Annotated in this window: 24 protein-coding genes; 14 read left to right on the top strand and 10 right to left on the bottom strand. The window is 41.4% G+C overall.

Annotated features, from left to right (window positions below):
• Positions 1-91: 91 nt before the first annotated feature.
• Positions 92-1105 carry a nitronate monooxygenase gene (locus J7E52_RS02115; RefSeq protein ID WP_396020230.1) on the top strand — a complete coding sequence of 338 codons (1014 nt, stop codon included), beginning with the start codon at positions 92-94 and terminating at the stop codon, positions 1103-1105.
• Between the two features lie 17 nt (positions 1106-1122).
• Positions 1123-1578 (top strand): GNAT family N-acetyltransferase, encoded by a 456-nt coding sequence (locus tag J7E52_RS02120; protein WP_214743471.1) that lies wholly within the window; start codon positions 1123-1125, stop codon positions 1576-1578.
• Between the two features lie 264 nt (positions 1579-1842).
• Here the strand turns inward: J7E52_RS02120 and J7E52_RS02125 are convergent, their stop codons facing one another.
• Positions 1843-2421: a GNAT family N-acetyltransferase gene (locus J7E52_RS02125; RefSeq protein WP_214743472.1), complete on the bottom strand. Its 579-nt coding sequence runs from the start codon at positions 2419-2421 to the stop codon at positions 1843-1845.
• 103 nt (positions 2422-2524) lie between these two features.
• Here J7E52_RS02125 and pdxR point away from each other — a divergent pair, with 103 nt between their 5' ends.
• Positions 2525-3916 (top strand): MocR-like pyridoxine biosynthesis transcription factor PdxR, encoded by a 1392-nt coding sequence (gene pdxR / locus J7E52_RS02130; protein WP_214743473.1) that lies wholly within the window; start codon positions 2525-2527, stop codon positions 3914-3916.
• Between the two features lie 58 nt (positions 3917-3974).
• Here pdxR and J7E52_RS02135 read toward each other — a convergent pair whose 3' ends face one another.
• A complete protein-coding gene (locus tag J7E52_RS02135) occupies positions 3975-4394 on the bottom strand; it encodes a MarR family winged helix-turn-helix transcriptional regulator (protein WP_214743474.1) in 420 nt (139 codons plus the stop codon).
• A 382-nt stretch (positions 4395-4776) separates the two neighbouring features.
• A complete protein-coding gene (locus J7E52_RS02140) occupies positions 4777-4980 on the bottom strand; it encodes a hypothetical protein (RefSeq protein WP_214743475.1) in 204 nt (67 codons plus the stop codon).
• A gap of 128 nt (positions 4981-5108) precedes the next feature.
• Here J7E52_RS02140 and ytvI point away from each other — a divergent pair, with 128 nt between their 5' ends.
• A complete protein-coding gene (ytvI, locus tag J7E52_RS02145; RefSeq protein ID WP_214743476.1) occupies positions 5109-6152 on the top strand; it encodes a sporulation integral membrane protein YtvI in 1044 nt (347 codons plus the stop codon).
• A 7-nt stretch (positions 6153-6159) separates the two neighbouring features.
• Here ytvI and J7E52_RS02150 read toward each other — a convergent pair whose 3' ends face one another.
• Both J7E52_RS02150 and J7E52_RS02155 read right to left on the bottom strand, forming a co-directional pair.
• The gene (locus J7E52_RS02150) at positions 6160-6309 is read right to left on the bottom strand and encodes a hypothetical protein (protein WP_170956573.1); all 150 of its coding nucleotides are present in this window, start codon (positions 6307-6309) and stop codon (positions 6160-6162) included.
• A gap of 189 nt (positions 6310-6498) precedes the next feature.
• Complete coding sequence (locus J7E52_RS02155; protein WP_214743477.1) at positions 6499-7851, bottom strand: hemolysin family protein; 1353 nt, start codon at positions 7849-7851, stop codon at positions 6499-6501.
• A 112-nt stretch (positions 7852-7963) separates the two neighbouring features.
• Here J7E52_RS02155 and J7E52_RS02160 point away from each other — a divergent pair, with 112 nt between their 5' ends.
• From J7E52_RS02160 to uptA, 5 genes are all read left to right on the top strand, one after another.
• Positions 7964-8251, top strand: a complete 288-nt coding sequence (locus J7E52_RS02160) for a hypothetical protein (protein ID WP_214743478.1) — start codon at positions 7964-7966, stop codon at positions 8249-8251.
• A gap of 213 nt (positions 8252-8464) precedes the next feature.
• Positions 8465-9037, top strand: coding sequence for a YitT family protein (locus tag J7E52_RS02165; RefSeq protein WP_286197362.1), 573 nt, complete (start codon positions 8465-8467; stop codon positions 9035-9037).
• Between the two features lie 94 nt (positions 9038-9131).
• On the top strand, positions 9132-9845 hold the full coding sequence (locus J7E52_RS02170) for a FixH family protein (protein WP_214743479.1): 714 nt from the start codon (positions 9132-9134) through the stop codon (positions 9843-9845).
• Positions 9846-9937: 92 nt separating this feature from the next.
• Positions 9938-10102 (top strand): Lmo0850 family protein, encoded by a 165-nt coding sequence (locus tag J7E52_RS02175; protein ID WP_214743480.1) that lies wholly within the window; start codon positions 9938-9940, stop codon positions 10100-10102.
• 164 nt (positions 10103-10266) lie between these two features.
• Complete coding sequence (gene uptA / locus J7E52_RS02180) at positions 10267-10896, top strand: undecaprenyl phosphate transporter UptA (RefSeq protein ID WP_214743580.1); 630 nt, start codon at positions 10267-10269, stop codon at positions 10894-10896.
• Between the two features lie 57 nt (positions 10897-10953).
• Here uptA and J7E52_RS02185 read toward each other — a convergent pair whose 3' ends face one another.
• The 3 genes from J7E52_RS02185 to J7E52_RS02195 all read right to left on the bottom strand — a co-directional run bounded on the left by J7E52_RS02185 (position 10954) and on the right by J7E52_RS02195 (position 14806).
• Positions 10954-12285 (bottom strand): hemolysin family protein, encoded by a 1332-nt coding sequence (locus J7E52_RS02185; protein WP_214743481.1) that lies wholly within the window; start codon positions 12283-12285, stop codon positions 10954-10956.
• A gap of 281 nt (positions 12286-12566) precedes the next feature.
• The gene (locus J7E52_RS02190) at positions 12567-13676 is read right to left on the bottom strand and encodes a histidine kinase N-terminal domain-containing protein (RefSeq protein ID WP_214743482.1); all 1110 of its coding nucleotides are present in this window, start codon (positions 13674-13676) and stop codon (positions 12567-12569) included.
• A 236-nt stretch (positions 13677-13912) separates the two neighbouring features.
• The gene (locus tag J7E52_RS02195; RefSeq protein ID WP_396020225.1) at positions 13913-14806 is read right to left on the bottom strand and encodes a cation diffusion facilitator family transporter; all 894 of its coding nucleotides are present in this window, start codon (positions 14804-14806) and stop codon (positions 13913-13915) included.
• A gap of 135 nt (positions 14807-14941) precedes the next feature.
• On the opposite strand from J7E52_RS02195, the gene J7E52_RS02200 reads away from it, so the two are divergent.
• Positions 14942-15211, top strand: a complete 270-nt coding sequence (locus tag J7E52_RS02200) for a hypothetical protein (RefSeq protein ID WP_214743484.1) — start codon at positions 14942-14944, stop codon at positions 15209-15211.
• A gap of 83 nt (positions 15212-15294) precedes the next feature.
• Here J7E52_RS02200 and J7E52_RS02205 read toward each other — a convergent pair whose 3' ends face one another.
• Positions 15295-15819, bottom strand: a complete 525-nt coding sequence (locus J7E52_RS02205) for a universal stress protein (RefSeq protein WP_214743485.1) — start codon at positions 15817-15819, stop codon at positions 15295-15297.
• 330 nt (positions 15820-16149) lie between these two features.
• Between J7E52_RS02205 and J7E52_RS02210 the strand changes: the two genes are divergently transcribed.
• Positions 16150-18147, top strand: a complete 1998-nt coding sequence (locus J7E52_RS02210) for a transglycosylase domain-containing protein (RefSeq protein ID WP_286197366.1) — start codon at positions 16150-16152, stop codon at positions 18145-18147.
• Between the two features lie 524 nt (positions 18148-18671).
• Here the strand turns inward: J7E52_RS02210 and J7E52_RS02215 are convergent.
• On the bottom strand, positions 18672-18980 hold the full coding sequence (locus J7E52_RS02215) for a hypothetical protein (protein ID WP_214743487.1): 309 nt from the start codon (positions 18978-18980) through the stop codon (positions 18672-18674).
• A 192-nt stretch (positions 18981-19172) separates the two neighbouring features.
• Here J7E52_RS02215 and iadA point away from each other — a divergent pair, with 192 nt between their 5' ends.
• From iadA to J7E52_RS02230, 3 genes are all read left to right on the top strand, one after another.
• On the top strand, positions 19173-20348 hold the full coding sequence (gene iadA, locus J7E52_RS02220; RefSeq protein WP_214743488.1) for a beta-aspartyl-peptidase: 1176 nt from the start codon (positions 19173-19175) through the stop codon (positions 20346-20348).
• Between the two features lie 996 nt (positions 20349-21344).
• Positions 21345-22457 carry a pyruvate dehydrogenase (acetyl-transferring) E1 component subunit alpha gene (gene pdhA, locus J7E52_RS02225; RefSeq protein WP_286197367.1) on the top strand — a complete coding sequence of 371 codons (1113 nt, stop codon included), beginning with the start codon at positions 21345-21347 and terminating at the stop codon, positions 22455-22457.
• Positions 22457-23440 carry an alpha-ketoacid dehydrogenase subunit beta gene (locus J7E52_RS02230; RefSeq protein ID WP_101224443.1) on the top strand — a complete coding sequence of 328 codons (984 nt, stop codon included), beginning with the start codon at positions 22457-22459 and terminating at the stop codon, positions 23438-23440. The genes pdhA and J7E52_RS02230 overlap by 1 nt, the downstream gene beginning before the upstream one ends.
• The last annotated feature ends 6 nt before the right edge of the window (positions 23441-23446 follow it).

Here is a 23446-nt window from a genome sequence, read left to right on the forward strand (position 1 = left end):
AGACACTTTTCTCTTACAGATAATCATTATACCAAGAAAACGTAAAAATGATAAGGTCATGAAGAAAATTCAAGAGGAGTTGTATGGAATGTTGAAAGAGTTACTGAGATATCCAATCATTCAAGCACCTATGGCAGGAGGAGCTTCAACTCCGAAGCTTGCAGCTGCAGTATCGAATGCAGGTGGATTGGGCTTTCTCGCAGCTGGCTATAAGACTGCGGAAGAGATGAAGGACGAGATAGAGCAGACCCGTCATTTGACTGAGCGCCCTTTTGGCGTGAATGTATTTGTGCCAAGCAACGAGGCGGTGGATGAAAATATATTATCTGCCTATCGTGAAAAGATCGAAAAAGAGGCTGAGAGCGTTGGGGCTGAGATTGGAAAAGCCGATAGTGATGACGATGATTGGGGAAATAAACTACATGTATTGAAGGAGGCTGGGGTCGCTGTCGTCAGTTTTACGTTTGGATGTCCAACGGAAGATGTAATAAGGGAGCTCCAAGATGTCGGTTCCCTTATAGCCGTGACAGTAACCAACCTTCAGGAAGCAAAAAAGGCGGCGGGAGCAGGCGCGGATGTTCTATGTGTGCAGGGGTTTGAAGCAGGGGGTCACCGGGGCAGCTTTGATAACCGCACAGAAGATGATTACGGTCTTTTAGTATTGATTCGGATGATAAAAGATGAGCTGAACTTACCGATCATTGCGGCGGGCGGACTGATGCATGGAAAGGATATCGCAGCTGTGCTCGAAGCGGGAGCAACAGCGGCGCAATTGGGAACTGCTTTCCTTCGCTGCCCCGAAAGCGGGGCAAGTCCGGTCCATAAGGCAGCGCTGGGAAATCCCCGATTTACTAAGACCTCTGTTACCCGAGCCTTCAGCGGCCGGAGGGCACGCGGTTTGGTGAATCACTTTTTAACGGAATATGATAGCCTTGCACCGGTCGCCTATCCTCATGTCCATCACATGACAAAGCAAATGCGCAAAGCGGCTGGACAAAAAAACAACCCTGAATTGATGGCTTTGTGGGCTGGACAGGGATATAAGTTGAGCAGGGAACTTCCTGCATCGGAATTGGTTGAATTTCTTGCAGAAGAACTAAACTGAGAAGGGGGTGGTTGCTGATGGAGATAAGGGAATTATTCATGGGTGAGCCACCCCCGATGCATTTATTGCTTTTGGCAGATCCTTCAAGGGAATTGGTCGAGGAATACTTGGGAAGCGGAACTTGCTTTGTTGCCGTGAGTGATAAGCGAATGATCGGTGTTTATGTTTTACTGCAAAAAGGCCCGGAACTGATAGAGATAATGAACATCGCAGTGGATGAACGGCACCATGGAAGAGGAATCGGCAGGCAATTGATTGAACACGCCAAATGCCATGCAAGGCAACAGGGATATAAAAAGATTGAAATCGGCACGGGAAATTCGGGGATAGGGCAGCTTGCCCTTTACCAAAAATGCGGTTTTAGAATAACTGGGGTCGATCGGGATTTTTTTAATAGAAACTATTCCGAGGCCATTTATGAAAATGGGATTCAGTGCCAGGATATGATTCGCTTGTCACTAAGTTTAGACTAAGCAATGATCATCCAAGTTTGACGGAAGCTTTACAGACAAAAGTGCACTTCGCATTGCTTGGGGGGAAGGAACTTGTTCTTTGGTGATATGATTTATCTTCTTTTTGCTTTACTAATGCCGTTTTTATTTGCGATTGGCGTTTTCGTATTCATTCGATCAACGAAAAGGCAAAAGGATTCTTTATCGAAAATTCACAAAGACTCACATGGAAAATAGCAGCAAGAGAAAAAGAGTGCAAAACAACGGCACTCTTTTTTCTCATCTTCACCTTTCCAAAAAAGCTTCCAAATTCCTTTTCACACTGGGCCATTCATGCTCGAGAATACTGTAGACCACCGTGTTCCTGATCCTTCCATCTTGCAGTTTTTTCTCCATCCTCAAAATGCCTTCTTCAAGGGCGCCGAGCCTTGTTATTGCTGCACGCGATCTTTTGTTGCGTTCGTCAGTCCTGAATTCAACCCGTTTCATTTGCCACTTTTCAAAAGCATGCTGCAATAGCAGGTACTTACATTCTGTGTTAATGGCTGTTCGCCATTTGTCGGGATGATACCAAGTTGCGCCGATTTCCAGGGATTGATTATGAAATTGAATATTTCGTAAGCTCGTGCTGCCAATTATCGAATCATCAGTCTGATCGATAACGACAAATGGATGATGAAGTTCCTGTTCCCTTGCTCGAATGCCTTCTTTTACATAGGAAACCGCCTCTTCATATGACAAAATTTTTGTTGCGCTCCATTCCCATATTTCAGATGGCAGGGAAGCGGCGTAAAGCGGTTCGATATGATGTTCCATCATCGGGGCGAGTATCACGTGTTTCCCGAATAATTCGATAAGTTCCATAATTTCCTCCTCTTGATTGATATCTTCATTATAAAAATATTCTGGTTCTGCAATAAGGACCAATGCTGATATAATTTATGGAACCAGTTTGAAGGAGGAGCAAATGTTTGAAATCACTCTAACGTTAGATAAAACGAATAAAGAAGCTTTATATGTCCAATTGTATAAATACTTTATAAAGGAAATCCAGAATGGGCAAATAAAGGCCGGAATGAAACTGCCTTCTAAACGAAAACTGGCCGTGCATTTAGGGATAGGCCTGAATACAGTCGATACGGCTTATCAGCAGTTGATGGCAGAAGGATATGTGGAAAGTCAATTAAGGAAAGGATATTACGTAGCCGATTTAGAGCCGATCTCAGCTTTGAATGAGCCGTTGCCTGTAACAGAAGGGATGATGGGCCCTCCGAATGAAAGAAATGAGATAGATTACAATCATGGCCGGGTGGACGTGGATTCTTTCCCGCATGCCGTGTGGAAAAAATGCTTGAACAATACGTTGTATCTACAGGAAAGGGAAATGTTCATGAGCGGCGATCCTCAAGGGGAATGGGGGCTCCGGGCTCAAATCTCATCCTATCTATTTCAATCGAGAGGAGTTCGCTGCGGGGCTGATCAAATCATCATTGGGGCAGGTACCCAGTATTTCATCCATCTGCTGCGGTTACTTTTTGAAAATGAGCGGGTATTTGGGTTGGAAGACCCTGGGTTTCATCGGGTAAGGGAGGTACTGAGACTGGAGGGAGCAAACATGGCATACATACCTTTGGATGAAAGTGGAATGAGTGTGGACTCCTTGAAAGAGAGTGCAGCGAATGTTGCTTATGTCACTCCTTCCCATCAATTTCCTTCCGGTATGATCATGCCGATAACTAGACGGGTGGAATTGCTGAATTGGGCAGTGGAGAAAAAGGGTTATATTATTGAAGATGATTATGACGGGGAATTCCGACATGCAGGAAAACCGATTCCGTCCTTGCAGGGGTTGGACACTAATGGAAGGGTCATCTACCTAGGCACGTTTTCAAAGTCGCTCATTCCATCAATCAGGGTGGGATTTATGGTGTTACCGATGGAGTTGGCTTGCCGCTATCAGCAGAAGTTAATAGGATACAAACAGACCGTTTCCAGACTGATTCAGGAAACGCTCTGTCTTTTTATGAAAAATGGACATTGGGAACGCCATCTGAATAAAATGCGAACGATTTATCGTAAAAAGAATAAGGTGCTGCTGAATGCAATTGAAGCGAGCTTTCATGATCGTGTAGCCGTAATCGGTGAAAAGTCGGGATTGCACGTTCTTTTAAAAGTAAAAAACGGCAGCAGTGAGGCAGAGCTCATTCAAAAGGCTGCCAGTGTGGGGGTTAAAGTCCACCCAACATCGGTTTATCATTCAAAGAATGTGAAGGATCCGACTATTTTGATTGGGTACGGTGGGTTAACCGAAAGGGAAATCGAAGCAGGAATCCGTCTTTTAAAAAAGGCATGGCTATAGCTTGGTGCGAAAGTAAGCTTCCTTCATACTTATTCAACAATGATATAAGATACGCATTTTAGTTTCTTATATTATTGAGGATTTTAAGGACCGTCTGGAAAAATACTTCCTGTTCTTCTTCAGTAATGCCATCCAGGGCTTTTCCTTCGATTTTTTCTGCAATCTTAAGACATTTTGTATGTACCTCTTTTCCCCGGGGGGTCAGTTCGATTCGTTTTTCCTGTTCATCTTTACCAGGAACTTGTTTAATCATATTATTCTGTTCCATACTGTTGACCGAACGTGTGATGATAACACTATCCACATCCAAGTAACTGCAAATATCGGGGATTGTGGAATAGCCACAGTTCTTTAAGTAATTCAGGATTGTCCACTGATTATGGTAAATTTCAAGGGCTGTAATTTGTTCATTCATTTTGCTGACTAATGATCTCGATACTTGTAAATATTGATGAAATAATTGAGTAGGGTTCGTCATATGATTCTCCTTTATAATGGTCGACCAGTCCATTATATTCTTTAATTCTTAAAAGTCTATTGTAAAGAATCATTTATTTCAGTCAATGTTTATTTTTGGAAGGTAAGCGGGAAAGGGGAAAATACTGGCAATATGAATGAATCTAGGAAAAAGCTCAGTCTTCCCAAATCATCAAAAAACAACCGGGGAAGCATATGCACGACCACAAGAAGAATCTTAATGGAATATATTTCAGACTATAGACAAATTCGAGAATTCGAGTTTGCCTATAGTTTTTTATGTCACTCGCGCCCTCGGCGGGAATTGGTAAAAACTTACCTTGAAAGCTGAATGCAATATATCCTGCAAACAAAAACCAGCCTCTAAAGTGGCTGGTTTTTGTTTAAAACTTCTCGCTGGTGGAGCGGTGTTTAGTTTCTTTTTTATTTCGTTCTTCTTGTTGTTCATATTTAATTTCATCAATTGGTAAATCATCAATGGGCATGACTACTTGATCACGTTCCAGCTGTTTTTCCTGGCTTTTCTTGAAGGCCTTGGATTTATCATTACGCTCATCAAGATACTTTTCTTTATCTTTATTATCCAATGTCAATCCCTCCATCTCTTTGTATCTCTTTTTCCCCTTATTGAGAAAATAAAACGTATAAGCGAAATATATGTGACCCCATTTCATAAATATAAGGAGAACAGGAAAGTGCAAGGAGGGTTTGTTCAGTGAATGTCGCCGTCTTTTTTCGCTGGTTTTGGAGGGGGATTCTCCTTTTAGTCATATTAATCGTCATTCCCTATTCATGGGCGTTGATTTTAGCATTGCTTACCGCCATTCTTTTGGATGGATTGGTCCGCATGATTGGTGAAACGGCAAAGCTGCATCGTTTTTGGGCAGTGTTGATTTCATTTGTTTTATATGTAGGCGGGCTTATGAGCATCACTTATTTTTCCTTTTCGGTATTAATCAAGAAGGTCATTGTCTATTCGGAAGAATTTCCCGGTTTCATACGTGAAGTGTATTTGACGGCTATATTGCCAGTCATTAGGCAATGGGAACGGTATTCCCAAACTTTGCCGCCAAATCTCATTCAATCAATAGAACAAACGATGGAAAAGGGAGTCATGGCTCTGGAGGGGTTCACAGAGGGCTTTGTTCAGGATATGGTTCAGTTCGTTACACTCATTCCGGGGCTTTTCATTGACTTTTTAATTTATTTAATCGCTTTATTCTTATTTAGTCTTGAATTGCCTAAGTTAAGAAAAAAGGCAGTCCTTTATTTGAAGACATCCACCTATCAAAAGATTTCGCTAGTTTATCAAGATTTAAGTATGGCAGCCGTAGGCTTCATCAAGGCACAAATCCTGTTGAGTTTAATAACGTTCATCATGGCTTATGGAGGACTATGGTTGTTGAATGTAAAATATACGATTCCATTGGCACTGTTAATAGTAGTTGTGGACATTCTTCCTATCTTGGGTACGGGATCTGTGCTGGTTCCTTGGGCAGCAATCGTTTGGGCTCAAGGAAACCATCATCTGGGTATTGGCCTCATCATCCTATTCCTGGTCATTACCATCATAAGAAGGACCATCGAACCAAAAATCTATTCAGCAAATATGGGATTGAGCCCATTGGCATCGTTGGTCAGTCTTTATTTAGGGTTTAAGATGCTTGGTTTCATTGGGCTTTTCCTTGGACCTTCGATACTGATTGTTTATGATACGTTAAAGAGGGCAGGTGTCATCAAAACCAATTTCAAAATATGAAAGATTATTAGATGTTTTTTGCCTGATTTCTTAAATTTGACATATCTTTTACCGCTTTACCTTGACCGTTGCAATGATTGCAGTCCCGGGAAAAGAATTGCAGATAACGGGTTTTCCCTTTCCCTTTGCAGTGCTGGCAAATGGTTATGAGTTTCATGATTCCTCACTCCTTCAAAAAGTATCGCTTTTTTAACAGTATGAAACAATAAAGGTAGAACTATACTTCATGTAATCATTCAATGTTAAATGCAGCAGGTTTTATATAATATGTATTTATTTTATTTCATGTACCAGTTGGAAAAAAATAACCCCCGCTCCTATTGTCTTTTAGGAACGGGGGTTATTATCATGAAACGATTTCGGTTTGTGATATCATCGGGAATTCTTTCACTTCGCTAACGACTTTTGCCGGTTTGAATATTTCAATATAACGTATATGGTGATCTTCCATTTCTTTTATCCTAAAGTTATAGGGACCATAAGTCAGGATATCACCTTGTTTGGCCTCGTAATCCTCGGTAAGGATCCATCCGCCCATCGTATCAATATCTTCATCATTGATATCCAATCCGAGTAAATCATTCACTTCACTGACTAATACCTTGGCATCGATGATGTAGTGATCTTCTTTTAATTTGCGGACATCCGGCACTTCATCCAGGTCGAATTCATCGCGGATATCGCCAACGATTTCTTCAAGGATATCTTCAACGGTCACCAAACCTGATGTACCGCCGTATTCGTCCATGAGGATAGCCATGTGGATTCGTTCCTTTTGCATTTTTAAAAGTAAATCGTGAATTGGGATACTGTCAATGACACGGATGATCGGACGAACATATCGGTCGATCGTTGACGCTGCCTGATTGTTCTTGTCTATCATTTCAGTGAAAAGCTCTTTAATATTGACCATTCCGATAACATGATCCTTATCACCATCAATGACAGGATATCGTGTAAAGTTCTCCTCCGCCATAACGGTAAAAAACTGCTGGATCGTATCATCTTTGGATACCGTTGCAATTTCTGTACGTGGAACCATGATTTCTTTTGCGATCCGATCATCGAATTCAAAAATTTTATTCACATATTTAAACTCTGATTGGTTAATTTCGCCACTTTTGTAGCTTTCGGAAACAATGATACGAAGCTCTTCTTCTGTATGAGCCAAATCATGTTCGGAAACTGCTTTTAATCCTAGCATTCTTGTAAGCGTCCTTGCAGAGCCATTCAGTACCCAGATGAATGGATACATGATTTTGTTAAAACCAATTAAAGGTTTGGAAACCAATAAAGTTACTTGCTCCGCTTTTTGGATCGCCAATGTTTTTGGTGCCAATTCCCCAACAACCACATGTATGAAGGTAATGAAAGAAAAGGCAATTGCAACCGAGAGTGCATGAGAAGCTGAATTTGGAAGATTCAATTGATTCAAGAGTGGGTGCAAAATGTTTTCAACTGTCGGTTCCCCAAGCACCCCAAGCCCTAGAGCGGTAACGGTAATTCCGAGCTGGCATGTTGAGAGGTATTCATCCAGGTTGGATATGACTTTCTTTGCTGAAAGAGCATTCGGCGTTCCTTCTTCAATTAATTGATCGACCCTCGTGCTTCTCACTTTAACAATCGCAAACTCCGTAGCTACAAAAAATGCTGTTAAAGCAATTAAAATGGCAATAAGAACCAAGTTTATTATGTCCAAATAGTCTCCCTTAACTCGCCTTCGAGACGAATAAGGAGTACACCTCCTACATTTTTAAAATATACAAGTATATTTTTTTTGCCGTGCTGAATATTTTCGGGATTACTTCAAAATGGCTAGAAATAGATGTGCAGCCGTTTGTATTCCCATTTCTTTTAGTGATGAAGAGAATTATAGTATATGCCGATTAGCGATGCGTAGACGGGAAATAGAAGAATTTCTGTCTGAAGGAATGCAGCCATTTTCCAAAAGGATGCACATATCCGTTACGCAAAGCAGCGTCCGCCCGTCAAAACGAACATTCTTTAATGCCCCATCAAATCACCCCAATCTAATTAATTTAAATACTTTTATTATAGAAAGAGTTAATCATTCAGTCAAACAGCTTACGGCACCTTAAATCCGGTAAATTGCTTGTAAAGGATCAGTTTGAGCTAATAATTAGCTGTTTTTGACTGTTTTCTCTACTTTATTGTATCATATTATGGAATATTCAGAAAAATAGGGACCGTTTCATAAAAAATTGGTCAGTTTCATTATTTTTTTGATTGTACAAACATATTCTATAGAAACCAAGACAAGTTTTAAATGCAGATTAAAGGGGGTGGCAGCCATGAAAATCATGGAAAGGATGGCAGCGATCATTGCCGGCAGCATGCTTGTAGGTGTGGGAATCAATTTTTTTCTGATACCTTATCATTTATTGGATGGTGGCATGATAGGGATTGGGCTGATTTTTCATTACTATATAGGACTTCCGACAGGACTGGGTGTGATTTTGAGCAGCATTCCATTATATATATATGCATGGTATTTTGAAAAAAAATTATTTTTGAACAGTTTGCATGGCTTGCTTTTTTCCTCTTTATGCATCGATATTTTTTCCGACGCTGTCACCGGATGGAATCTTCCCATTTATGTAAGTGCGATAATTGGGGGAGGGTTGATTGGACTAGGAATCGGCTTGATGCTTCGGTATGGGACCTCTACAGGCGGAACGGATATGTTGGCACAGATCCTTTCCAGGAAGAGTGGACTCAATGTAGGTCTGCTGATTTTTTTCATTGATGGATGCGTACTGCTTTGCGGATTGAGTGTTGTGGGGACTTCAATCTTTTTATATTCATTTTTAACGATCATCGCGGTCGCCATGCTGACTTCAGTCACCGTGATGCGAACCACTTAGTGTTAAATCATGTATAAAAATCTGAAAAAAGGAAAGGATGGGCAATATGAAAAGGACAGATTTTTAGTCTAATAAATAGTAAAGGGAAGTTCTTATGAAAAAACTCTATATGTGTACTGCGTTGTTGGTTATGCTGGCTGGGTGTCAAGAGTCTGAAATGCCAGAGGATAAAGAAGTGAACAGTGCTGTTCCAGAATCGATGGATGCATCAATTGTCATTAAAGGGAAAGTGGAGCCTGGAAAAGAAGTCATTCTTGAAACGACAGTGAAACAGGGAAGCCAATTGGTGAATGAAGCAGATGAGGTACTGTTTGAAGTGAGAAAGTCCGGACAGGATAAACGGGAAATGCTTGAAGCGAAGAATACTGGAAGTGGCATGTATCAAGTGATGCATACTTTTGAAGAACAAGGCAAATATATAGTAGTCTCCCATGTAACGGCCAAAGGCCTTCATGTAATGCCTGAAAAAGAAGTTGTCGTTCCAGAACATGAAAGTGAAGGTGCATCGGTTCACCCTAGTACGGATGTATCTATCGAGTTTCAAAGTAATCCTGTAAAGGCGGGAAACAGTTCTAACTTTGAAGCGTCAGTTGAATTGAATGGGAAGCCACTGACAAATGCAGATGTGAATTTCGAGGTCTGGAAGGAAGGCAGCGAAGAGAGTCATTTCACCAAAGCTGAAGAAGATGGAAATGGAACATATCTAAATAAGGTATCTTTCGAAGAATCGGGAACCTATAAAGTGCAGGTACATGTTGAAAAAGACGAAGTGCATGAACACCAACTGCAAACGATTCAAGTCAATTGATTGTTTTTTGGATCGAATCGTTTAAACAGGTTTTATTTCTTCGTTAAATGGGAAGTTAAAGGATAACCGTACAGCAGAAAGGGAGGGTAAGCATGAATAATCAAATAATCAACAAGTATAAAGATCTCGGGATTTCTATTGAAAAAACGAAATCCCGCCAGGAGATTTTCACAAATGTTTCACAAAATGATTCATCCTTACTCACCACAGCTGTTTTTTCTCAATTTTCCCAAAAACGGGAGCTAAAAGAATATTGATGCAAGGAGACCGGAGTACGTATCAGCTGGTCTTTTTTTGTGCATTCCTAAATGTGATGCATTGTGAAGCTGGATATGAAAAATCGAATAGAACCTTATGAGCTGAAATAGGATAGAAGGACAAACAATTTTGAAATTAGCGGTAAGGGGAGTCCTATTGCATGATATCACAGCTTATTATGACGATATTGAATTGGTTTGCGGAAATGGGGTATATGGGGATTTTATTGGGGCTGATGGTTGAAATCATTCCGAGTGAGCTTGTTCTCGGATACGGTGGTTATGTGGTCGGCCTGGGGAAAATGAATTTTTGGGGAGCTGTTCTTGCAGGAGTGGCAGGCGGGACGATGGCACAACTATTTCTCTATTGGGCTGGTTATTATGGCGGACGGCCATTTCTCTTGAAGTATGGAAAATATATTTTAATTAAAGAAAATCATATTGTAAATGCCGAAGAGTGGTTTCAAAGGTATGGCGTAGGGGTGATTTTTACGGCACGATTCATTCCAGTGGTTCGCCATGCCATTTCCATCCCTGCCGGAATTGCGAGGATGTCCGTATGGAAGTTTATATTTTATACGGTTGCAGCTGTCATACCTTGGACCATATTGTTCCTGACCTTAGGAAGGATCCTCGGCGAGAATTGGCAGCAAATCCGGGAAATAACTGAACCATATCTAATTCCGGCTGCTGGCTTTTCCTTTATCTTTATCATGCTGTATATCTTATGGAAAAAAAAGAGTACACCTCCAATCGTAACGGTCAAAAAAATGGGACGGTTTCCCGATAAATGAACCCAAATCGAAAAAACAGCCACGTGAAATCACCTTTTACGTGGCTGTTTTTAATCATTATCCTTGGGTAAGGTCTTCTTCGAGAGGAAGCTGTACGACCTTTTTTGTCACCTCGATAGAACGAATCGCGTGATCTTCCATTTCAATCACTTTAAAGCAGAATCCGTCTTTTTCCATGATGTCCCCTACCTTCACATCATAATTTTCAGTAAGGACCCATCCGCCTATGGTATCGACATCATCTTCTTCCAAGTGAATGCCAAGTAAATCATTCACTTCCTTTACAAGAAGTTTAGAGTCTAAAATATAATGTCCATCTTTAATTTTCCTGATCGAGGCAACTTCATCGATATCGAATTCATCACGAATTTCCCCAACGATTTCCTCGAGGATATCCTCGACTGTGACAAGTCCGGAAGTTCCGCCGTATTCATCCATCAAAATAGCCATATGAATGCGTTCTTTTTGCATTTTTAACAGCAAATCGTGAATTGGTATATTTTCCATTACCCGAATGATTGGACGAGCGTAATTTTCTATCGCTTTGATATGGATTTCCCGATTCTTAATAAGATCCGAGAAAACTTCTTTTAAGTTCACTAAGCCGATGACGTGGTCTTTATCACCTTCGACAACAGGATATCGAGTGTATTTTTCCAATTTGGCCACATCGACGAATTCCTGTACCGTTTCATCTTTGGATATGGTCATGATTTCTGTCCTTGGAACCATGATTTCCTTGGCAACACGATCATCGAATTCAAAGATGTTGTTTACATATTTAAATTCCGACTGGTTAATCTCTCCGCTTTTATAGCTATCTGATAGGATGAAACGCAATTCTTCTTCCGTATGGGCTATTTCGCTTTCGGATGCTGGCTTGAAGCCAAATAAGCCGACAACTAATCGGGAAGAATGATTCAGGGCCCAGATGAAGGGAAAGGCTATCTTATGGAAAAATATCAGCGGGCCGGCTATTGCCAAGGCCACTTGCTCAGCCTTTTGGATGGCAACCGTCTTTGGAGCCAATTCACCTACAACCACATTCAGGAACGTAATCAGGGAAAATGAAATGACGAATGTCAGAATGCTTGTGACTTCTTGAGGGATATTCAAGGCATTGAATATTGGCCCAACCAATTTGAGGACGGTCGGTTGTCCAATCCACCCCAATCCAAGGGCGGTAACGGTAATTCCAAGCTGTGTCGCGGATAGGTACTCATCAAGATTGGATGTAACCTTCTTAGCCGCAATGGCTTTTTTGTTTCCCTCTTCAATCAATTGATCGATCCTGGAGCTACGAACCCTTATGATCGAAAATTCAGAGGCTACAAAAAAGGCCGTTAAAGCGATTAAAATAATGACGAATAAAAAACTTAATATGTCCAATTAGTGTGGGACTTGATTGAATCGCCAGTTGTGCCGAACGATTTAATTATCCCAGTCACCTCCCAAAACCAATAATGAATGAAATGATATTAAAGTATAAAATGTTAGATGAAAAATAAGTCTTGTCTATCTTGTATGAAAATTATGCTGGTTTATATTTTCAATCTATAGGATCATTCACCTCGATTAGTAGTGGAACCTACATATTAGTATAAGTAACTGGACGTCAATCAGTCAAAAATTTCACACTAAAAACCTAAGTAAAAAAGGATGTTTATCCATTATTTGGTTTTCAATTGTATGGAAAAGGTCGTTAGGAAATCGGTAGAGTGGCAGGTTAAGGTTCCTTGATGCTTTAAAACGATTTCTTTACAGACGAATAGTCCCAATCCCGTTCCTCTTTTTTTGGTGGTGATGAATGGTTCAAAAATATTCGGCAGGACGTCGTCAGGTATCTTCGGCCCGTTATTCGATATATTTAAAGTAAGAATGCCGGGTGGTGACTCAGAGCCTGAAATGTAAATGGATGGGGAAGGCATCCCTGCAACAACATCAAGAGCATTTAAAATAATATTAAGTAAAACTTGACGGAATTCTTCTTTAGAACCGGAAATTACGGCATCCTCGGCAATATTACATGTAATGGAAGCATTTACTTCCAAGATGCTGGGATATAAAAATTCGATCACCTCATTCACAAGCTGAGCAATGGAAAATAAATCAGGTGATGATGCTGAAGTTTCCTTTTTGGAAATATTAAGAAATTGTGTGATCCGGTAATTGAGCTGATCCAATTCCTTTGATATGATATCAAGGTATTTTATCTCGGGTTGTTCTGCCTGTAACAATTGTATGAATCCCATGATGGAAGTCAGTGGATTTCTGAATTCATGGACAAAGCTTGAGGTCATTTGGCCAAGGAGCGTCAAACGGTCTTTATGGTTTGGGCTTATGAATTGATAGCGTTCTTCCAGTTCCATCGTTTTCAATTCGGTATAATGGGATAATGCAAAATGAATGAGTTTATCGAAGTAAACGTTTATTTGCTTAATTAGATCCGATATTTCTTCTTTTGGTGCTTCAGAATTCAATACGTGCTCAATGATGATGGATCTCCCGATGGTTGAAGTGGAAAAGAAATTTTCCATATCCAATTGCTTATTGACTCGATCAGACGCAATCTTTTCCCCTACGACCTGCAGTACATCGCCTATTTCAGTATCCGATTTTCCAAGCTGATCCATTAGCAGATTAAAAATATTTTCCACTTCTCCTTTAAAATACCCCAGATATCCGTCCGGTAAATGCAGCAACTCATCTTTCCATTTGGAAATGATGCTGGTTTTTTGAGAAGATAAAAAGTGAATGGTCATTTCTCGATTAGATACCATTTTGCCCTCCATACTGTAGGAAAATGAATTTACTTTTGACCCAGTAAGTGCTTTATTAGAATAAAATTACAAAATATCAAAATAATTACATCTTGTTTTCATGATAACAGATTACTGTTACTTTAACATGTGTCAATTGGATAAATATTCGGCAATCATTCAATAAATCCCTTTTTTTGACACAGTTTTATTACAGTAATTACAAGAAATAATAGCAAAAAAAGGTATCCGTAAAGTTAATGACGGTTACCTTTTTTATGAAATGCATATGGTTCGATGTGAACGATCACATGCTGGATATTATATTCCTTCAAAAGATTCTCTTCGATTTTAACCGTAATATCATGACCTTGAATGACAGTCAAAAGAGGGTTAACATGAACGGTAGTTTCGAGCAGGATTTCACTTCCGTGCATCCGGGCTTTAATTTCACTCATGTCTTTAACACCTTCTGTCAATATAATGGTTTGTCCGATCTTTTGCAGGAGCTGCTCATCGAAACCATCGGTTAAAGAGATGGAGGCATCACGAAAGATATCCCAGGCCGTTTTGCATATGATGACCCCCACGACTGCTGCAGCTATCGCATCCAGCCAAGGGATTCCCATCTTGGTACCGATGATTCCAATGAAAGCACCAACACTGACAAGGGCATCGGAACGATTATCCTGTGCAACGGCATAGATGGAAGAGCTGTTGATCTTTTTACTTAATGATAAGTTAAAACGGTAGATTCCGTACATGAAGATTGCAGAGAATAGGGCGACATAACCGGTCAGCATACTGGGAACGGTTGTTGAATCTTGGTGAAAGAAGGATTCAATGGCACTGAATACAACCTGGAGGCCCACGGTGATCATGATGAAGGCAGCTACCAACGAGGCTACGGTTTCCGCCCGTAAGTGACCATATGAATGATTATCATCAGGAGGTCTCTTTGAAATTTTTAAACCGATCAATACGGCTACGGAGGCGATGATGTCAGTCGTATTATTTAAACCATCAGCCCAAAGGCCTTTAGAATCTCCGAAATAACCGAATGACAATTTAAGAGCAGACAAGAATATGTAAGCGGCGATGCTTATGTAGGCGCCTTTTTCAGCTGAAATCGAATGTTTATCCATGTCCATTCCCTCCCCAATGTAAATTAGGCTTAATAAAGATACCAAATCAAACCTTAGTGAGTCTATAGAAAAATTGTCGTATTTAGCCATCTAACTTGGTTAATAGCAGGTGTATTGAAGGTCTGTAAAGAAGTTGGATAAATGAAAGAATATCGCCATAAAATGGGGATGGCATGTTTTGATGACATGTACATTTACTTTAATTGTAATATTCTAACCGATGATCGAAAATTAAATACTTCCAAAGGGGAGCCAAAAAGGCTGAGAGTGAACGGTTTTAGTTCAGACCTTTTGAAACCTGATGGTTGGCACTGGTGCAGGGATGTGGTTTTGGATACAAGCAATACTGGGCGGCAATGGCGCCCCGGTGCTTTTGGGCTGCATCAATGTATTACTGAAAAATCCCATTAATAAAAAGGCCGGATTCTATTAGAATCCGGCCTTTTTTCGAAGTATGATCAACTAATGCCATTCAGGGAGAACCGGCTCAATCTTCATTTTGCAATGAATACCGAACAGGGTGCGTTTTTCGCAATGGAACTACTAGTACTGCCAAGGAAGAATTTTTCCAAACCGCTCTTAGCGCTATTGCCGACAACGATCAGATCAGCTGAAGTTCTTGCTGCAAAGTCACATACGCTATCTGGCGCATGTCCTTCCAATAGTTCGAATTTCCCCTGGACTTGACATTCACTTAACAATCTCAACGTATTACTTTCTGCGTTCAGAATACTATTCTCGACGGCGGAAGGGGTGTCATTTACCTTTTGATTTCGTGGCTGATCAACTTCAACAACGGGATGTGTTTGGACTGGATCCACATAAAATCCGGCAGCAGGCACGAACCCTGGAGCCGAGGCGTCACCCATGATCCGCTGTTCAACCTTATCATTTAAGACATGAACTACGGTCAACTCGGCTTTTGGAAAGGCCTTTTTCAATGTTGCTCCATATTCGACGGCCCGTTTACTCTCTTCATTTCCATCAAAAGCGACGACAATATGTTTTAAGTCTTTCATTAATATCATCTCTCCCCATTTTAAGACCTTAAAAGTGTTATACCCACTTTTAAATGGCTTCACGCCTTTAATCGGTATATAGATTGCTATTTACGGGTAAAGGATAGATACGGGCATAGTCAAAATGGTAGGATGAAATCTGGTCCTTCATTTACTTGGCATGCACGGAAGATGAGGGGATTCATCGGCAAAGGTGCCGATATCCGAGTATAGTGCAAAAAGAAAAGGGCGCCTAGCTTCGGCCTTTTATTCAATCGACGAGTTTTCTTTAATAAAAAGGGTAAAATATTTTTAATGAAACATGTCGCAGATGGGAAAATGGGGGTACAAATGAGAGGGTTAGTGAAATTAGGACTAATTATAATATTGGCAATTGTGGTTTTAGGCGCCGGTTCACTATTGTATTTCAGGCAGGGTGCAGATATAAGCCATCTTGAAAATAATCTTCAGCAACCGACAGGAATCTATGATCTGGATGGGAATCTTGCCAGTACGATCACGGCAAATAAATCCGAAGGTGTTGCGATAGATGAAATACCGGAACATATGAAACAAGCGGTGGTTTCCATTGAGGATCACCGTTTTTATGAACATCACGGCATAGATTATCAAGGGATTATGCGGGCTTTGGTTGAAAATGCGAAGGCTGGAAGTGTTGTTGAAGGCGGGAGCACGCTCACCCAGCAGCTTGTGAAGATCACGATGCTGGAATCGGATCGAACACTGAAGAGGAAGATAGAAGAGTTTTTTCTAGCACAGGAAGTTGAAGATAAATATACAAAAGATGAAATTCTGGAAATGTATTTGAATCAAGTATACTTTGGCCATGGGGCATGGGGAATCAAAAAGGCTGCAAATATTTATTTTTCCAAAGAAGTCTCTGAATTGACCGTTGCCGAGGGAGCTTTGCTGGCGGGTGTCATAAACTTGCCATCCAAACTTGATCCATACAAGAATTTAGACGGGGCAGTGAAGCGGCGTGATTTGGTTCTTTCCAGAATGGCGGAACATGGTTATTTGACGAAAGATGAAGAAGCAGCTGCAAAAAAAGATTCGGTGACACTTCTTATGGGGGAGAAGGAAACCGATCCACTAAGAGGTAAGTATCCTTATTATGTCGATCATGTTTTATCGGAAGCAACGAGTAAATATGGAATCAAACTTGAGGATCTGCTTTCAAAGGGCTATAAAATTTACACGACCCTGGACCAATCCATGCAGCAGGCTACAGAAACCGTGTATGGGAATCCAGCCAATTTTCCAGTTGGAACGAGTACCGAAGAACTGGTTCAAAGCGGGTCTGTCCTCCTTGATCCTGAAACGGGAGGCATAAATGCACTTGTCGGCGGTAGAGGCCAGCATCAATTCATGGGATATAACCGGGCAACCCAGCTGACAAGGTCTCCTGGTTCATCGATTAAGCCGCTTGTCGTTTATACGCCAGCTGTTGAAGAGGGATATGATATCACTGACCCTTTAAAGGATGAGAAAATGAGCTTCGGTGAATATGAGCCAACAAACCTGAGTGGTGAATATAAAGGAGAAGTCCCCATGTATGAAGCGGTGATGAATTCCTTGAATGTTCCAACGGTTTGGCTATTGAATGAGATTGGCATCGATAAGGGGCTTGATTCACTTAAGCGGTTTGGGATTCCATATGACAAGAATGATCGGAACCTGTCGATAGCACTGGGAGGGATGCAAAAAGGTGTGTCCCCGCTGCAGATGGCAGGAGCCTTTTCAGCTTTCGCCAACGAAGGGGAACGGATGGAAACCCATGCCATTGTAAGAATAGAAAATGCCGATGGAAAAGAGGTTGCCGCCTGGGAAGAGAAAAGCACCAAAGTGACCTCTGCAGGCGCCGTCGACAAAATGAATGCCATGCTGCTTGGAACAGTGGAATATGGCACAGCGAAAAACGCGGCAGTTTCCGGTTATGAAATAGCAGGTAAAACAGGTTCCACACAAGTTCCAATCGAAGGAATATCAGGAGTTAAAGATCAATGGTTCATCGGTTATTCACCTTCGCTGGTCGGTGCTGTATGGGCCGGATATGATAAGACGGACGAAAAACATTATTTAACGACACACAGCAGTCAGGGAAGTGCACTCATCTTTCAAAAAATAATGTCGCAAGCTTTACAGAATCAAGCGGCCCAATCTTTTAAAGCTCAAGATATCGGACCGCTAATAGCTGAACAAGAGGCACTTATAGCTGAGCAACAGGAAAGGGAAGAAGAGGAGAAAAGGAGACAATATTGGATTGATAAAGGAAATGAGATTCGGGAAGGTTTGAATAAATGGAGGGACTGGGAGGTTCCATGGTGATTCTCAGATAAGGGAAGTATGGCACATGCTCATTAAATAAAATTAACAAACTGAGACTGTCAATCATTTGACAGTCTCAGTTTGTCGGCGAAAGGGAGCGGATTTCTGAAATCAACTGAATAATTTATAAGAATAAACTGTAGGCAAACTGCTTTTGCTCCAAAAGGAGGTTCGCAATTTTAAAGGGAGAAACTTGGTTATCCTTCATGTTTTTTTATTTGTTTATACAGATGAAGCCCTCATTGAAGAAATTTGCGAGACTCCTGCCGAATAACTGGCTAGCCGAGACCCCACAGACGCTTGCGTCGAGGAGGCTTGGCAGACAGTCGGCGGAAAGGGAGCGGATTTCTGAAATCTATACGTTGTTAAAATAAAAAAACTGCAGGCAAACTCGCGTTTGGCTACAGTTTTTCATCATTTTAAAAAATTAGATTTGCTATTATGCTGATTACGACGATTGCGCCAATCACCATTAAAATGGTTCTCATTTCTATACACCCTCTTCATGAAGTAGTCGGAATCATTTAAATATTAACGGTTTGGTTCGATTGGAAACCGAAAGCACTTTCATCATTTTCTTCACAAATAGCCTGTACTTTTTCTAGCATGGCATGTACATTCTCGCCTTCAAGGATGACTTTCATGGTTGCACACTCTTGAAGAATGAGCACAAAGGATACGAAAGTCGAAAGTTTCTTGGCATCGACCAATTTATGGTTACAGATAAAATATATATTCCCTTTAAACTCTTTTGTTACTTGATATAGGTTCATGATTTGTCGCATGGATAATCTTTTATTTGTTTTAATGTCAGAAGAAATCACTTTATTCATGTCGTTTGCTCCTTTTGTTTTTATACTTTTGAAAAGCATAATCAAGATGTCAATTTGGCTACAACTTTTTAAAAAATGAACAAGTATGTTTGTTTTTTTATGTAATTGTTAGCGGGTCATGTTGTATATTTACCCGGGTAAAAGATTTTGAAACCTATTTGAAAATTCCTATTTTTGAAGGGAGAAGGAAAAATGCTCACACTTATAAAAAATGGGGAGCTTTATGGTCCGGAATATATGGGCCAAAAAGATATCCTCTTGGTTGGAAAGCAAATTGGCTTCATCGAGGACAAGATTGATGTACCTGCCAATTTCGTTGAATTCGAAGTGATTGATGCGAGTGGCCAAATCGTGGCTCCGGGTTTTATAGATGCTCACGTACATATTATCGGCGGAGGCGGGGAAGGGGGCTTTAAAACGAGGACTCCTGAAATCCAATTAACAGATGCCACTTTAGCGGGTATAACGACATTGGTAGGGGTAATCGGAACGGATGGAACGACTAGGACGATGCCAGCACTGCTTGCTAAAGCGAGAGCGCTTGAAGAAGAAGGAATTAGCTGCTTCGTTCAGACGGGTTCCTATCAAGTTCCAGTCAAGACGTTAACCGGCAAGATCGAAGACGATTTGATTCTTGTGGATAAAATTATCGGTGTTGGCGAAATAGCCATTGCCGATCATCGTTCCTCGCAGCCGACTGCAGCTGAACTGGCTAAACTGGCCTCCCAGGCGCGTAATGGAGGTCTGCTGTCCGGGAAAAGCGGTGTCGTCAACATTCATGTCGGCGACAGTCTAGATCATTTGCATGTAATTGAGGAAGTTGTCGAGACAACGGAAATACCGATCACTCAGTTCTACCCTACACATATAAACCGAAATCCGCATTTATTCAATGCAGGGGTGGAATATGCAAAAAAAGGGGGTTATATCGATTTTACGACAAGTACGATCGAGAAGTTCCTTGAAGAAGGAGAGGTCAAAGCAAGTACAGCAATAAAAAGGGCACTGGAAGAAGGCGTTGAAATCGGGCAGATCACCATAACTTCAGATGGACAAGCCAGCCTGCCTGACTTCGATGGAAGCGGCAACCTGCGCGGTTTGAACATTGGTACATGCATGTCCTTATATGATTGTGTTGTCGATGCCGTCCTCGAGGATGGAGTGACAATTGCCGATGCCATACGGGTTGCGACGGCAAACCCGGCAAACATTTTAAAACTTTCTGCAAAGGGACAGCTTGCGGTAGGTAAGGACGCCGATATCATCATTATGAATAAACAAACTTTAGAAATAAAATGTGTAATCGCGATGGGGCAGGTCATGGTCAAGGATGGTCAAGCAGTCGTGAAAGGAACATTTGAAAAATAGAGCTTTCTAATTTTGTTGGCAGGGCATTCCGCGAATGGATTGCGGTTATACCACGAGCTATTTCCGGTGCGTGTCATAGCCCCCATCAATCATGAAATGTAAAAAGACCCATAATTATATAATGGGTCTCAGTTTGTCGACAAAGGGGTTCGATTGATCTAATCCCAAACCATTATTTTAAAAGTAAACTTGGATTTATGAAACTCTCATTGGATTGAAGGAATTTGCGATATCTCCTGCAGGGAATAGTTGGCTAGCCGAGACCCCGGAGACGTTTACTTTGATGAGGCTTGGCAGACAGTAGGCGGAAAGGAAGCGGATTACTGAAATCAATTGGAACGTTTTTATTAGAAAAAACTGCAGGCTGTTCTATCCCGAAGCATGACTTTAAATAAGATTCTAGGACTGTCCTTAAAGGTTTTTTCCTGTAATCCTCATTGAATTGAAGAAATTTGCGACACTCCTGCCGAATAGCTGGCTAGCCGAGACCCCACAGCCGCTAACGGCGAGGAGGCTTGGCAGACAGTCGGCGGAAAGGGAGCGGATTTCTGAAATCAACTGGAATTTTTAAAAGGAAAAAAACTGCAGGCAAACTGGCTTTTCTTCGAGTTTGTCTACAGTCTAAGACCCATTTATTATATAATGGGTCTTTTTTTGTGCTGGATACTTTTTGGATAGGTTTTGAATCGACCGAGCATCTCAACAATTTGTAGGTAATCAATATGAAATTTCCCCACTAAAGGTTCTCGTTTTCAAAATGAAGGTGAGGTATCAGAAAACATATTCTAAATAAAGGTAATATGCGAAAAATTCATTCTATTTAACATATTATTAAAAACTTGGATGTATTATCCTTTTATATAAGGAAATGTAGTTTATGAAACAGCATTTAATCACAGACATAAAGACCGATAAAACATTTTGGGCTGTTATTTCATGACTGTTCAAAACCTTGGTAAGTTTGCGAAACAAATCTATCTTAAGGGGAGAAATGAAATGGAAAAGACGGGAAACCCAATAATGAAAGCGCATTCAGGCGGAACTGAGCCGGAAATGTTTCAAGTATTGACTCCTGATGGTGAAATCATTGAAGCGATTGATGGAAAAATCGATAAATCACTTATGTTAAAGATGTATGAGAGCATGCTTCTGCTCAGAACATTTGACCGAAAATCAATTAATCTCCAGCGCCAAGGCAGGATTGGAACATATGCACCTTTCGAAGGACAGGAAGCATCACAGGTAGGGAGCGCTTTAGCGTTGTCGGCTGGGGATTGGATGTTTCCCACATACCGTGATCATGGAGCGGCAATCATTCATGGGCAGGAATTATACCGTGTTTTCCTATACTGGATGGCGCATTTTGACGGCTCAATTTGTCCAGAAGGAAAAAGGATTTTGCCACCAAGTGTTCCTATTGCCACTCAAATGGTTCATGCGGTTGGAACGGCTTGGGCAAGTAAGATCAAAGGTGAAAAGAATGTTAGCATTGCTTATTTTGGTGATGGAGCCACTTCTGAAGGTGACTTTCATGAGGCACTGAATTTTGCTGGCGTTCATAAAACCCCGACAATCTTTTTCTGCCAAAATAATGGCTACGCAATCAGTGTGCCTTTTGAAAAGCAATCGGCATCCAAAACGATATCCCAGCGGGCTGTTGCTTATGACATCCATGGGGTGCGGGTGGATGGAAATGATATTTTTGCAGTATGGCTGACTGTAAAGGAGGCTGTCGAAAGAGCGCTTAAAGGGGAAGGACCTACATTAATCGAAGCCATTACCTTTCGCTATGGCGCCCATACTACTGCAGACAATCCGAACATTTATCGCGATCAGGACGAAATTTCAACGTTCTGGAGGGAAAACCGCGATCCCATTACACGTCTTAGAAAGTATTTGAATAAAGAGGGTCATTGGAATGACGAGCAGGAGGAATTGGTGTTAAAACAATTCAACGAACTGATCGATGCACACCTTCAAAGAGCCGAAGGGTATCCAAAATCCGACCCGCTCGAAATGTTTAACCATGTATATGCCGAGGAGTCATGGCATCTAAAGGAACAGAAGCAGGAATTGAACCAAATCTTAAGGAAAGGCGGGAAGAAATAATGGGCAAAAATTTAACGATGCTCCAGGCTATTACGGAAGCGCTCGACCAAATGCTGGGCCATGATGATCGCGTGATGATCTTGGGTGAGGATATTGGAGTGAATGGCGGGGTTTTTCGATCGACGGAAGGGCTTTATGAGAAGTATGGAAAAGATCGAGTTGTGGATACGCCATTAGCTGAATCCGGAATCATCGGCTCTGCGATAGGTTTAGCCCTTAACGGAATGCTGCCCATAGTGGAGATCCAGTTTCTCGCCTTTATTTATCCGGGATTCGAGCAACTCGTTTCCCACGCTGCCCGTATGAGGTATCGTACTCGTGGGCAATTTGGGGTGCCACTCGTAATCCGTACGCCATATGGTGCCGGTATCAGGGGTCCTGAACTTCATTCCGAAAGTGTCGAAACCTTCTTTGCCCATACTCCGGGTTTAAAGGTGGTTGCACCAAGTAATCCATATGACGCAAAAGGGCTGCTCATTTCAGCGCTCGAAGATCCAGATCCGGTGATTTTTTTGGAACCGACTAAATTGTATCGGGCTTTTAAGGAAGAAGTTCCCGACGAAATGTACCGAATACCAATCGGTCAAGCAAAAGTGGTCCAGGAGGGAAGCGACCTGACCATTTTTGCATGGGGGGCCATGTTAAGGGAGGCATTGAATGCCGCTAAAAAGATTGAAGCGGAAAAAGGCTGGAAGTGTGAAGTGGTCGATCTACGAACATTATACCCTCTGGATAGGGATACGATCGTGCAATCCATTAAAAAGACAGGTCGTGCATTAATCGTCCATGAAGCCCATAAGACTGCCGGATTAGGTGCCGAGATCATCTCCATTATTAATGATGAAGCTCTTATTTACCTGAAAGCGCCGATTAAGCGTGTAACAGGATTTGATGTACCGGTTCCGCCGTTTACGATAGAAGATCATTATTTACCGACTGTGGACCGTGTAAAACAAGGTATAGTCGAAACGATATCATTTTAATTGTGG

Source organism: Bacillus sp. ISL-34, from assembly GCF_018613325.1.
GTDB lineage: Bacteria > Bacillota > Bacilli > Bacillales > DSM-1321 > Peribacillus.